At 60.6% G+C, this 13120-nt stretch carries 10 protein-coding genes; 3 read left to right on the top strand and 7 right to left on the bottom strand.

From position 1 onward, the window contains the following. Positions 1 to 146 precede the first annotated feature (146 nt). The 6 genes from B150_RS0100390 to B150_RS0100365 all read right to left on the bottom strand — a co-directional run bounded on the left by B150_RS0100390 (position 147) and on the right by B150_RS0100365 (position 9146). Positions 147 to 2186: a TonB-dependent receptor plug domain-containing protein gene (locus tag B150_RS0100390; RefSeq protein WP_020397887.1), complete on the bottom strand. Its 2040-nt coding sequence runs from the start codon at positions 2184 to 2186 to the stop codon at positions 147 to 149. A gap of 187 nt (positions 2187 to 2373) precedes the next feature. Next, entirely contained in the window at positions 2374 to 4836 is a 2463-nt protein-coding gene (hrpB, locus tag B150_RS0100385; RefSeq protein ID WP_020397886.1) for an ATP-dependent helicase HrpB, read from the bottom strand. A 156-nt stretch (positions 4837 to 4992) separates the two neighbouring features. Continuing rightward, complete coding sequence (locus tag B150_RS0100380; protein ID WP_020397885.1) at positions 4993 to 6546, bottom strand: serine hydrolase; 1554 nt, start codon at positions 6544 to 6546, stop codon at positions 4993 to 4995. A 22-nt stretch (positions 6547 to 6568) separates the two neighbouring features. Further along, on the bottom strand, positions 6569 to 7231 hold the full coding sequence (locus tag B150_RS0100375; protein WP_025897903.1) for a DUF4412 domain-containing protein: 663 nt from the start codon (positions 7229 to 7231) through the stop codon (positions 6569 to 6571). A gap of 35 nt (positions 7232 to 7266) precedes the next feature. Continuing rightward, on the bottom strand, positions 7267 to 8220 hold the full coding sequence (locus tag B150_RS21975; RefSeq protein WP_020397883.1) for an OmpA family protein: 954 nt from the start codon (positions 8218 to 8220) through the stop codon (positions 7267 to 7269). Further along, complete coding sequence (locus tag B150_RS0100365) at positions 8217 to 9146, bottom strand: hypothetical protein (protein WP_155859887.1); 930 nt, start codon at positions 9144 to 9146, stop codon at positions 8217 to 8219. The genes B150_RS21975 and B150_RS0100365 overlap by 4 nt, the downstream gene beginning before the upstream one ends. A gap of 186 nt (positions 9147 to 9332) precedes the next feature. On the opposite strand from B150_RS0100365, the gene B150_RS19035 reads away from it, so the two are divergent. Together B150_RS19035 and B150_RS0100355 are read left to right on the top strand one after the other, a co-directional pair. After that, positions 9333 to 10010 (top strand): hemerythrin domain-containing protein, encoded by a 678-nt coding sequence (locus B150_RS19035; protein ID WP_020397881.1) that lies wholly within the window; start codon positions 9333 to 9335, stop codon positions 10008 to 10010. Further along, a complete protein-coding gene (locus tag B150_RS0100355) occupies positions 10010 to 11029 on the top strand; it encodes a hypothetical protein (protein WP_020397880.1) in 1020 nt (339 codons plus the stop codon). Before B150_RS19035 ends, B150_RS0100355 begins: the two co-directional genes overlap by 1 nt. On the opposite strand, the gene B150_RS19030 is transcribed toward B150_RS0100355, so the two are convergent. Continuing rightward, on the bottom strand, positions 11026 to 12075 hold the full coding sequence (locus B150_RS19030; protein WP_020397879.1) for a LysR family transcriptional regulator: 1050 nt from the start codon (positions 12073 to 12075) through the stop codon (positions 11026 to 11028). The two genes, B150_RS0100355 and B150_RS19030, sit on opposite strands and share 4 nt — an antisense overlap. Between B150_RS19030 and B150_RS0100345 the strand changes: the two genes are divergently transcribed. After that, positions 12061 to 12720: a glutathione S-transferase family protein gene (locus tag B150_RS0100345; protein WP_020397878.1), complete on the top strand. Its 660-nt coding sequence runs from the start codon at positions 12061 to 12063 to the stop codon at positions 12718 to 12720. The genes B150_RS19030 and B150_RS0100345 overlap by 15 nt on opposite strands. The last annotated feature ends 400 nt before the right edge of the window (positions 12721 to 13120 follow it).

Raw genomic sequence — 13120 nt, 5'->3', positions numbered from 1 at the left:
CTCCCGTGAACGCTGCATTGCCCGCTTGTTTTGCCAGCCTCCTGTCAGTGGCTGGCGGTGCCCCAACAGGCCCCGGAAAATGTGGGGCATATCGTGGCAGTTTTTCCCTCATGCGCACTTCACATATTCGCGAGGTGCGCGGCTGTTCAGTCGCCGGTGAGGCGGATGCCAAGCTTGAAAGCGCGCCCTGCGTCGGGCAAGCCAAGCTGTGGCAGCACCACCGTATCGGTGATGTTATTGACGGCACCATAAAGCTGCCAGACACCGTAACTGGTGTGTTTCACCGGCACATAAAACTTGAGGTTCAGCTCGGTTGAGCCGCTGAGGCGCGCAACGCTGCCGTCCTCATTCTCGTCAAAGGCGTGGCCGGTGTGGTTTACTTCCGCGCGCACGCTGGCCCCGCTCGTGAAGCTATAGTTGGCCGCCAGCAGCAGTTGGCCTTTGGGGCGCTGATAGAGCGTGGGGCGGTTGCCGTTCTCGTCCAGCTCCGCCTTCAGGTCCTGCCAGAAGGCGCTGGCCTCAAGGGTGATGGCCTCGGACGCGTGCCACACGGCAGCGGCTTCAATGCCAAGCCCGCGGGAGCCGTCCAAATTATAGCGCTGCCGAAGCGACACACCGTCCACACGCACATTGCGCTGCGACAGCGTGTCATCAATGCGCGTGAACCAGGGGGTGATGGTCAGCTCAAGCGGCAGGCTCGCTGGTGTCCAGGCGAACGTCACGTCCCCCACCATGGCGGTCTCGGGCTTCAGGTCCGGGTTGAGGAGGAACCGGCCAAGCGCGGTGCCGTACAGCTCCCGCATGGTCGGGAAGCGGGTGCGCAGGCCAAGGGTGGCGGTGATGGTCAGCTCGTCTGACGCCTGCCATGCGGTCGCACCGCTCGCCGCCCAGTTGGAGATGGCGGGCTGCGATGGCCGCCCGCCGGTAAGCGGTGTGGACGCACGGTCATAGGCGAGGGAGAGGGAGCTTTTTATCTTCTCACTCATGGGGATATCAACTTCGCCACCAATACTGAAGAGCCGCTGGCGGAACTGCTCCGGCGTGCCAGCCTCACCCGCGATGAGGTCAGTTTCTGACTGCGTGTGCGTGCTTTCCTGCAGGGAGGTCACAAGCCGTGTGGTGACCGCCTGCCAGTCATGCGACAGCACCATGCGCCCACCATACGTGCGGTCACGGTCGTCCTGCCTGTCCTCGGCCACCGAATAACTGATGTCACTGTAGGAGACGATTTGCTGCTCGAACCGCTGGTGCCATGCGTTGAGCCTGAGGCCCGTATCGTCCCCAAGCGCGATATCACCGGCGAGGCTAAGCTGCGTCATATGCCAGTCCGGGTAGCGCCAGAAGCGGGGGCTGCCGTCATCGGGGTCAATGTGCGCAGCCGCTGCGATGCCCTTGTCGGCATCGATATCAATGGCGGACAGGCGGAAAGTGCCCCAGTCTTTTTCGAGCGCGGCGGCAGCAAAAAAGCTTGTGCTCGTGAGGTCGGTGTTGGTGCGGCCTTCGCCTTCAAGCGGGTCGAACGGGATAGGGTCCCGGCTCGCGACCGTTAGTGCATCGCGGCTGAAATGGTTGGCACCAAACTGCAGGCCGAGGTCGCCCGTGGGCACATATACTTCGCCTTCCACAAGGTAGGAGCCATGGCTGCCAAATTCGCTGCGCGCGTTCACGCGGGCCGGCCCGCCACTTTCAAGTGTGGAGATATCCACCACGCCGAGCACAGCGTTTGCGCCAAATTCAATCGGCGCCGCGCTTTTGATGACGCTGACATTCCTGATGAAACTGGCGGGAAACAGGGAGAGGTCGGGCCTGCCGTCCCACGGTACACTGATGGGCGCGCCGTCAATGAACACCTGCGATTGCCGCTCCTCCGACCCACGCAGGCGCAGCACTGCCTCGCCTCGCGAATTGGTGCGAATGCCCACACCCATGACGGAGCGGAACACCTCGGTAAAGTCGGTCGGCAGCAGGCGTTCGATCTGCTCTTCATTCAGGGTTGTGGCGGGCTGCAGGGCACGGTCCTCGCTGCGCGCGGCCGTAACGCTGATTTCCTCAAGGCTGCCTGTTGCCACCTCTTCCCCCAGTGCTGCACCAGCTGAGAGCACGGCGAGCATGCTCAAGCTGCTCGCGCGCATGCTCATGCGCAAACGCTGGCGCGTGCCACCTGAATGGTGCGGTGGTGGTGTCATATAGGCCCCTGATCCGTAGACGTAATTCCCCCGAAGTGCGGAGGCCATGCCCCAGCACTTTAAACCAAGCCTTGTCGCAAGAGAAAATGTAATCCGTCCAGCCCTGTGCGATGGAGCGAGGGTTTGGGGCGCTGATCCGAATGCTCGCGGGCATGTGATCGAGCCGCAAAACGCGACGGTATTCAGGCTAGGTGCCGCGTGGTTTGGCGCGCGCGGTGGCGGCTGCGACCGACGGATCTTCCGGCCAGAAATGGCGGGGGTAGCGGCCTTTCATGTCCTTCGCGACCGCGGCCCATGAGCCCTGCCAGAAGCCCGGCAAATCACGGGTCATCTGGATAGGCCGGTGCGCGGGCGACAGCAGGATGAGCAGCAGCGGTATCTTGCCGCCCATGATCGCCGGGTGTTTGGTGAGACCAAACAGTTCCTGCACGCGCACCTCAATCGCCGGGCCTGTTTCATGCCCATAATTGATGGGAATGCGTGAGCCTGTCGGTGCCTCGAAATGGGAAGGCAGCAGGTCATCAACCTGTGATCTCAGCTCCCATGGCAAAAGGGTTGCGAGTGCGCCTTCAAGCATGTCAGGCGTGATTTTGGCAATGGCCGTCACGCCTGACAGGCACGGCAACAGCCAGCTTTCGACATCGTCTTGCAGCGCGCGGTCGCTGAGGTCCGGCCATGGCTCACCAAGGTTTTCATGGAGGTATGTCACCCGCGACCGGAGCGCGAGCTGCCCCTTGCTCCACGGCAGCACATCAAGGCCAAGGTCCTCGATGCCGCCGCACAGCAGCTCTGCCGCCGCGTCCATATCGTCAACCTTCGCGGTGGCCTCCGCCAGAATAACCTGCCCGATGGCCCGCACACGGCGCGCGCGCACGCTCGCTGACGTGCGGTCAAACTCAAGGCGGGTTTCTTCCGTGATGTGCGGCCCAAAACCCGCTTCAATTTCCTGAATGTCTATGGCGGCTGCGGCGCGGATGCGCCCGTTCGCCGCCTGGCCTGTGATGTCTGTCACCACAAGGAATTTTTGCCGCGCGAGGGCGTCTGTCTCCGGCAGGGTTGCCGCGCGACCGCCCGTCAGCCGGTACCGGCCGGGTTTGCCCGCTGCCTGCGCCAGCCGGTCCGGGTAGGCGTAGGCGAGCATTTGGCCGGTGCTGATGGGGTGGCGCTCACGCCCTGTGCTGGCCGCCAGTTTTGCCCAGCGCGCGGCAAGCGCCTTCGCGTCCTTCGCACGCGGGCTACCGTCGGCGAGGAAACGGCGCAACCGCTCTTCAAGGTCTATGGCGTCACCGCCCAGCCCATGCTCTGACACCAGCGCTGCAAGCTCTGCGGCTTCTTGCGCGCACCCGCTCTCGCCCGCGCGGTGGATCATATGCGCGAGGCGGGGATGCAGGGGGAATGCCGCAAGTGCGCGGCCCTCAGCAGTGATCTGCCCACGGCTATCGGTGGCGTCCAGCTTCTGGAGGAGGGCAGTTGCCTCCGCCCATGCGGGTGCGGGGGGCTGGTCGATGAACTGCATCTGCGCAGGGTCACTAACGCCCCATGCCGCGAGGTTGAGCGCCAGCGGGGTGAGGTCAGCGGCCAGAATTTCCGGCGTATCAAAGGCTGGCATCGCCGCCGTTTGGCCCTTGTTCCACAGCCGGTAGCATACACCGGCCTCGGTGCGGCCCGCGCGGCCCTGCCGCTGCGTGGCGGCGGCTTGGGAAATTTTGCGTGTCTCCAGCCGGGTGAGCGCGGTTGCCGCTTCATAAACCGGCACGCGGGCGAGCCCACTGTCGACCACGATGCGGATGCCCTCAATCGTGAGCGATGTTTGTGCGATCGTGGTTGCCAGCACCACTTTGCGGCGGCCCGCCCGCGCAGGCGCAATCGCGCGGTCCTGCTCCTGTGGGCTGAGGCGGCCATATAGCGGCGCGATATCGGTGGTGTCGTCCACCTGTTTGCCCAGCCGTTCCGCAACGCGGCGGATTTCCGCCTCACCCGGCAAAAATACGAGGGCGGAGCCATGCTCCTCCCTCAGCGCCATCAGCACGGTCGCGACCACATGGTCTTCAATATGGCTGTCGGGTTTTGCGGGTACATAGCGGGTTTCGACCGGGTATGCGCGGCCTTCGCTCATAACAGTCGGCGCGCCCGCAAGCAGGTCGGACATGCGCGCGCTATCAAGCGTGGCTGACATGACAAGGATACGCAGGTCCGGCCGCAAAATGGCGGTGTCGAGCGCAAGCGCAAGGCCAAGGTCACCGTCCAGGCTGCGCTCGTGAAACTCGTCAAAGATAACTGCTGCAACGCCGTTCAGTTCCGGGTCATCAAGGATCATGCGGGTGAACACACCCTCGGTCACCACCTCGACCCGCGTGTTTTTGCCAACGCGGGTATCAAGCCGCACCCGGTAGCCGACCGTGCCGCCCACCTCTTCCCCCAGCGACTTGGCCATGAAGTGGGCCGCCGCCCGCGCGGCAATGCGCCGGGGCTCGAGCATGATGATACGCCCATCCGCCCGCCAGTCGGCGCGCAGGAGCGCAAGCGGCACCCGCGTGGTTTTACCGGCACCCGGTGCCGCCACCAGAACCGCAAACGCACTGTCCCTGAGCGCAGTTTCAAGCTGCGGCAGCACATCATCAATGGGAAGCGAGGGGCGATCGTGGCTCATAGGCATTTCATAGGTGAAACGCCTGATGGTGAAAAGCGATATCCTGCGAAATTGATGATGGGTTTGCCGTACTGTCCCGAGGCACAATTCTTCTGTCCCTCGGGTAGGTGGGCGTCGCACGCCCGGCAGCAAACACCGTTGCTACCGGGCGTGCTGTTATTCTGCCGGGCGCTGTTTTTTCAGGTCCAGGTCATGGAAATCATAGGAGAAATCCGTTTGTGGCGAGACTGCTTTCATGCGCGCACCGGTGACTGAGCCATCCGTGTCAACCGCGAAGGTAATGTAGGCGTCGGCATTCAGGCTGCGGTCGAACCACTGCACAACGAAGGTGCCGTTGCCGTGATAGCGAAGTGCGCCTCGCATCAGTTTCGACCGGCTGAACGACAGCACAAGCCCTTTGTCTTCCTCCGTGACAGTCACAGCCCCGTACCATGGGTCCTGATAGGTGCCCACGAAAGCGGAGAGCGGCAGTTCAGGCGAGCGTGCTGGTGCTTCTTCAGTCGCTTCTTCGACTGCTGGCTCCGGTCCGCCTTGGCCACCCGCCATTTCCTGGATGACAGCGATCATGTCATGCGCGTTGTCGCCGGCAATTGCCATCAGGCTGGCCTGATGCAGGGCGAATACCGTGGGCGTGACATCGTTGCTCAGGACAATGACGGCTGAGTTGAGGTCGGGCAGAAGGGAAATGTCCGCAAGGCTGCCGCGGGTGGCACCGTTATGGGTGACCACATAGTCTCCCCAATAGTCCTGCACCGACCAGCCGAGGGCATAACTCTTGAAGTGTGTGCCTTCGAATTGCCGCTCGCCATCACCAAAGCGGACCGGGGTGACAGGGGACCACATTTCGCGCACTGTGCTGGACGCCAAAATGGTGTCCCCAGACGCTGTCTTGCCGTCGTTCAGTAGAACTTTGGCCCACTCCGCAAGGCCGGAAACGTTGCACATGATGCCGCCTGCCATGCGCACGGGGCTGACCGGGTCGAAGTTGGTTGCGGCGACCTTGTCGCCCGTGCGAGCGTGGGGCAGGGCAATATTGCGTGTGCCTTTTATGCGCTCATGGGTCGCGCGGCAGCCCTTCATGCCGATGGGTTTTAATAGCCGTGTCTCCACAAACTCTTCCCAAGACTTGCCCGAAACCACTTCAACAATGTGTCCAGCCACGACATACATCAGGTTGTCGTATGCAAATTCGCTCCTGAAACCGGAGACCGGCTTCAGGTGGCGCAGGGCGCGGATGATGTCCTGCACCGAGCTTTTGTTGTCGGGCCAGAAGAGCAGGTCACCCGCGCCGGGGCCGAGGCCGCTGCGGTGGGTCAGCGCGTCGCGGATGGTAAATTCACGCGTTACCCAAGGGTCATGCATCATGAATTCAGGCAGGTATTTGATGACAGGGTCATCCCAGCCGATGCGGCCTTCGTCCACAAGGGTCGCCAGCGCGGCCGCCGTGAACGCCTTGGTGAGCGAGCCCACCTCAAACAGGGTGTCCTCATTCACCGCGTTTTTCTTGCCTGCTTCAAGCACACCGTAGCCTTTGGCCAGAACAGTCTCGCCATCCCTGACATAGGCAACGGCCATGCCTGTTGGGCCAAAGGCATCAAAGCCACGCTGCATCAATGCATCCATCGCGCTCGCGTCCGGCAGGTCGGTTGCCGCTGCACCTGCAATTGGCAGGGTTCCCAGCATCACGGCAGCAATCAATTTTGCTTTCATGGTCTTGCTCCTTCCCATTTGCCTAAAAGCCGGTGTCCAGGCGGTCATATTCCGCCGGAACAATGAAGCGGGCCGCGGGAATGTCGTCATGGGAGATGGATTTGAGCGTGGTTGTGATGCCCTCGTCATCCTTCATGATCACCGGGAAGCCTTTGATGCCATGTTTGCTGAGGTCGCCGATCGTGTTGCCAAAGGACATGGCAGCGCGGACGGCAGCGACTTCATCTTCATCGAGATTGAGTTCATCTTCGTCCGCGAGGCAGAGTGCCGCGACAGTCACCGAAGCGAAGGAAAGCTCAGCCCAGCGGCAGTTGACACCAGCGGGTGTTTTACCCGTTTCGGTCCAGCGTGCTTTCAGCTGGCTGGCTGCGGCACTCGGCTTTTCTCCCATCCCCTGCATGGCTGCGAGGCTGGCGCCTTGCAGGTGCCGGTATGCTTCGTCCTCGGGGAAAACAAAGGTGAAGGCAGGCGTGTCTGCGTCATAGAGCATCCATGTCGGGTCCTCGCCTTCTGCTTCATCTCCAGCCATGTCGATACGGACCTGCGGCCCGGCCACCGCGACCTGCATGACGGAATGGTCGCCTCGCTCGAACACGAGCGTGACATCGGCGGATGCGGTCGTTGTTGCGGCCATGCCAAGGCATGCACTGGCAACAAGAGTGTGGGAAAATCGTTTGGAAACCATGATTTTATATATCCTCGCTTTACTGTTTTTATGTGTTACGGCGTTTGGTTTGTTTCACTGCTTGCGGGTGACGCCAGCACCCTCAAGGTTACCCGGCGGTTCTTGGCGCGGCCCTCATCCGTGGTGTTATCAGCGACCGGGCTGTCGGCCCCAAAGCCTTGTGCCTCAAAGCGGTCCGGCGCTACGCCCATGTGGACAAGGGCCGCGACAACCGCTTGCGCGCGCTCGAGCGACAAGCGGCGGTTATAGTCAGGGTCGCCGACCGAATCCGTATGGCCCTCCACCACATATTGGCGGCTTGGTTCTGTCCGGTAGAGTGCCAGGATCTCTTCCAGTATCGGTTTGCTCTCGGCGCGCAGGCGCGCGCTGCCAAAATCGAAATAGAGGCCATACAGGTCCGCCCGGCCGTCAGCCTTCAGGCGGGAGGCGATATCGTCAGCCGGCTTCTCTGCGCTGAGGGCGCGGGTATAGCCTAGCTCGGTATACCAGGGGTGGCCCCAGTTGCTGGTGATCACGAGCTTCAGGTATTGGCCGGTTGCCGGTTCGATACGCACGGATTGCCCGGTCTCATTGCGCGCCAGTTCAAAGGCGGCAGCTTTGGTGAGGCTGTCCGGTTTATCCCCGATCCAGAGTTCAATGCCGCGTGCTGAAATGCCGGGGTGGCTCTCTTCGTCCTCCAGCCAGTTGTCGAACACAAAGGTCTCGAACGACTGGGGCTCATCAAACGCGAACAGTATCCAGTGCGGGAATGGCGCGTTGGTGGCAGAGCTCCAGACCTTGTTCTCAAGCGGCTTGCCGTCGGCGGCAAAGGCATCCTTGGAGAGAACAAGGTTGGAAGCTTCCCAGCCAGAGCCAAATTCGGTGCTGAAAGAATGCACGCGGGCGCCAGCTTCTGTGGTCAGGAGGGGGTGTTGCTGTGCTGTTTCCTGTGCGGAAAGTGGGCAGGAGAACAGGATGCCACACAGGGCCAAAGTGCGTAGAATCTTCATTTCAGCCGCTCCTTCAGGAAGGTGAAGTCGCGCTCATGCAGCCATTCGGTCAGCGCCTGATGAAGCGCTGGATCATCCTTGTAGAGATCAATGGACACGGTCATGAACCGTGCGGTCATGGGCTTGGCCTGTTTGAGGGCCGGGCTCAGATAGACCCGCGGGCGTGTTCCGTCGCCGCTCGCCAGCCCATAGGCCCACATGGCCCCTTCGGGTTTCATCTCGGACGTGAAGGCAGTCTGGCGATCGAGGTCCGCGGCGCCCTCTCCTTTTTCATGGGCATTGATAGCGTCCAGCTCCGGTTTGGCAAAGTCGCCGCCGCCATTGTCTGCGATTTCCTGCAGTCGCGTTTTCCATTCATCAAGATGGTCGCGCAACAGATAGGGTTTGAGCACAGCTTGCCCCGAGGGCGCTATGAGGAGCAGGCGCTGGTCATAAACCGGTTGGCCGTGGTTGGTGCTGGTTGAGACTGGCTCCGGGAACGGCGCGAGCGCTGTGTCCTCCGGCGCGTCGGCGACCGCGAGGATCGCGTTCATGTCATTGATGGTGATACGCACAGCAGCATCGGGGGCGGCGTCTGCCGCGTCCTGGTCAATGTCGCAACCTGCCAGCCAGACATCAGTGCCGTGAAAGCCCACCCAGACTTCTGCATAGTTGGGGCTGTTGTCGTCACCGGCGGGAAAGCCGATGAAGCTGTTGAGCTGCAGGCGGTAGCCGTCTATTGCCGCCAGCTTGCGGTCAGACTTGAGCGCTGCGCCGATGGCAGCAACGTCTGCGGCCAGCGAGCCCTTCCTTGCCGCGGGAACCAGTTCATCACTGGCGTAGCTTTCTCTGTCCCCCGTCCAGCAGTCAGCCAAAAGGGGAGAAGCCTGCGCTCCGGCGATAAACAGAGCACAGGCTGCGAGGTTAACCCTCAGGAGGTCTGTCATGATTTTTTCTTCGCTGTCTAATTGTTTTTGTTGGCCTGAAAATCGGTAAATCGCTGAGCCCGAACAAGGCGCGATTTCGCAGTATCATTCTGCGTTTTTGCAGAACGATACTGCGTTTCTCCTGCTGGTCCCGCCGAGCAAGCTGCCTTAAAAGCCGCTGATCAAAAAATCAGAGGGACCAAACCCATGACTACAGCGAGACCGAACCTTTACATGCCGATCCACAAGGGCCTGCGGCTTGGACACTGCCAGATACTGCACCGGCTTGGTGCCGTGAATTGGCTGGATGACAAGGCGACATCGGGGATGCTTGGCGACCTGCGTGTGCATCTTGTGCTTTGCCGCGAGCATCTCGACCATGAAGACGCCAGCATGCACCCTTGCCTTGTGGCGGTTGCGCCTGATGTGCTGGCAATGCTTGAGCATGATCACGCGGATCACCTGGCGAGTTTCGAGAGGCTGAATGCGCTGATCGCGAAGATGGCCATTGCCGCACCGGCTGAACGCCCCGCGCTCGGCTACCAGCTCTATCTCATGTTCACGCATTTCATGGCCGACGACCTCCGCCATATGGAGCGTGAGGAAACGGCCGCCATGGCAGCGATGTGGCAGCATATGAGCGACGCCGAACTGATGGAGGTTCATGTCCGCATCGTGACTGCGATCCCGCCGATGCGCATGATTGATTATATGCGGTTGATCCTGCCCGCCGTTGACCCGCAGGAGCGGCTCATGATGCTGCGTGGCATGCAGGAAAGTGCACCCGAGCCCGCGTTCCTGCAGGTGCTCGAACAGGCTGCAAGGCCGACCTTGCCGTCACACGAATGGCAAAGCCTGATTGACGAGCTTGGGGTGGCAGCCTGATGCGTTTTGCCACCCTTCTATCGGTTGCTGCGCTTTGTGCACTACCTGTGCACGCGGTAGACCCTGACCGGGCCGAGCAATTCTACATGCAGGTGCAGGAGAGCAACCTGCCAACCGGCCTTCAGACAGAGATTGTGGTGATGTTCAACCCGGTCAGCGGTTGCACCGAGACCGACACTGACCCGGATTGCCTTCTGACCCCACTAACGACGTCGGACCTCCTCACGCCATTGACCACGCCTGACGTGAAAGCGGTGAAATGGAAGGTCAATGGCATCCTTGGTGGCAACAGCAAGGTTGGCACCATTTCAGGCAGCGGTGCGCACGTTTATTACACCGCACCCTACACAGCGCCGAAACGCAACCCGGTTGCCATCTCCGCCGAGGTCGAGGGCGAAAGAGGCCTGACCCTTGTGGGGGAAATCACCGTCGTGCCGGGTAGTGGCTGGCGCGGTGAACTGAGCTGGCAATTCGCGGGCGAAAGCGAAGAGGGTACGGCAGGCTCACGCGGGCACAAGCAAGTGAAGATCAGGGCGAATGCGACCTACAAGATCGCGGGCCTTATCACGGATTCATACAATGACGACGCGTCCGGCATGGTCTACCTGAACCTGATACCGACAGATGCAGACTATAGCTTCACCAGCACCACCAAAGGGGACTGCACGGATGCCGTCCACTGGGAAGGCAACTTCGAAGCGGACGAAAGCCATTATCCCTGGATGGTGACCGTGGACCTGACAGCTGACCATAATTCCGGCTTCCGTCATGTGCTTTCCCCGACCTTGGTGATGAGCGGCTATAGTGACCGTTCAGCTTGCGTGCCGGGCCTCAAGCCGGAGCGGGCGGTGCTTGAGACATATTCCGATGTATTCCCCATGTTCAACGGGCCATTTGCCGGTGAGGCGGGCGACGCCCGGACCTTCAAGGGGGAAGTGACGAGCAAACAGGAAACCACTATCCAGGGCGAAACCGTTGCGGGTGAGTTGACTGTGCGCTGGCACTTCGTAAGGGACTAGGCGTGGGTAGGCTGACGGTGAAACGCGGAGACAATGTGGGCTGAGAAAAAGTCGATAAAGGCGCGTATGCGCGGCAGGTGGCGCACGTTTTCCCGGATCAGCAGGAAGAAGTCATAGTCCGAGCCCGGAATGGGGCCGAAGGCCCTTACGAGGTCAGGTGCACCGACCCCCAAGGTGTTCGGCAACGCCCCCACGCCAAGCCCCGCCTGAATCGCGACAATGGCGTTGGCAAGGCTTGACGAGACATTGCCAATGACAGCATCCGGCGCTGCGGCCTTGAGCCATTCCATCGCCGGCATATGGCCGATGGTGCCTTCACACAGGACAAGCGCATGCCCCTTCAGGTCTGCTTCACTCAAAGGCATCCCTTTGCGTGCCGCATAGGCGGCGCTGCAGTATAGTGACCATGAAGAACTGAACAGCTGCCTCACGGCGAGGCCTGCTGTGTCCGGCACACGTCCGGCACGAATGGCAATGTCAGCCTCGCCCTTGACGAGATCAAGCCGCCGGTCGTCAATCAGCATCTCAATACGGATGTCGGGGTATTGTTCGTAGAAGGTTGAAAGCGCCGGGGTAATCATCTGGTTCGCAACCGATTCCGTCAGTGTCAGCCGAATGACACCCTGCAGGGTTCTGCGTTGCTGGTCGACCTGACCGGCGAGGTCAGTTGCCACCGCCGCCATGCGCCGGGCATGGTCGAGCGCCATCTGGCCGTCTTCGGTGGGAACATAACCCGACTGGCGGCGCTCCATCAGTGGCAGGCCAAAGGCAGCTTCGAGCGCGGCAATCCTGCGCGCCACTGTGGTCTGGTCTACCTTCAGGGTGCGTGCGGCGGCCAAGGTTGAGCCCGCTTCGGCAACGGCAAGCAGGAACTTCAGGTCATTCCAGTCGAAATTTTCCGGCCTTGGTGTCATGCCCGGGTCTTGCCTCATCGTGTTGATTGTCTTGCCGCCAGTTGTCAGGCATGGTTTGACTTTACCCTCAAACGCGAACTTTAGATCATCGTTGTTCCCCGTCAAGGATGTGCCGCCATGCTGCGTCTTCATTTTGATCCTGCCTCAACAACTTGCCGTGCCATTGTGCTATTTGCCCGTGAGGAAGGGCTGGAAATTGAATACAAGCCCCTCAGCCTTCAGGACGGTGACCATATGCAGCCTGACTTTGTGGCGCTGAACCCGAACCACGCTGTCCCGGTGCTTGAACATGATGATTTTGTGCTGACGGAATCGTCCGCCATCCTCAAATATCTGGCAGATCTGACAGGTAGCCCGGCATATCCCCCAGGTCTTCAGGCCCGCGCCCGGGTGAATGAAGCAATGGATTGGTTCAACACTGGTTTCTACCGCGATTTCGGGCACGGATATGTCTACACGCAGGTGATCGACATTTATCATTGGCCTGACCCGGAACAGCAGAAAGTGGCGCTTCAGCGCGCCTTGTCGCGCGCCGAGGAAAAGCTGCACATACTGGACGGGAAACTCGCGGCAACCGGTGCCTTTGTTTGTGGCCCCGACATCAGCCTCGCGGACTATTTTGGCGCTGGTTTTGTCAGTCTCGCCTTGCTCATCAATTATGACCTCGCGCCCTATGCCCATGTGAGTAAATGGTTTGATCGCATGATGGCTTTGCCGGCATGGCCTGCAACCCACGAAGCTTTCATGGGCTGGTGTGCCGCGGTGCAGGCAGGTTAATTCACCATCTGGCCAGCTGAGATCAGCCGCGGGTTCTGCCTGAGCATTTTGCAATGGCAATCGACAGCGGCAGGCACGCCACAACATCCCCCCAATTTCATGCGCCTCAAAATGGTGCAGGGCTTTCCAAAAAATTCAGGTGATCTCGCTATCCGGAAACTGTGACGCAGAATCCGGTGATTTGTGACGCGCGACAACATCTGTCGCGTTCCAGAAAACGCCGGATTCCAGACCCTTATAAAACAATGAATTAGCCTCTGCCAGATATCAGAGATATCTGCCTTTTCGGAAAATTCGCGTCACAGAATGCCGGACAAAATTCTGTCCGGCATTCTTTAAATTTTAGTATCACGCCACATGCCTCGGTCATCTGTTTTTGCACCGGCGCACCCATATGGGA

It is taken from the genome of Kordiimonas gwangyangensis DSM 19435 = JCM 12864, assembly GCF_000375545.1.
Classification (GTDB): domain Bacteria; phylum Pseudomonadota; class Alphaproteobacteria; order Sphingomonadales; family Kordiimonadaceae; genus Kordiimonas; species Kordiimonas gwangyangensis.
Note: the sequence above shows the minus strand (reverse complement) of the source record. Positions and strands in the feature narration are given on the sequence as shown.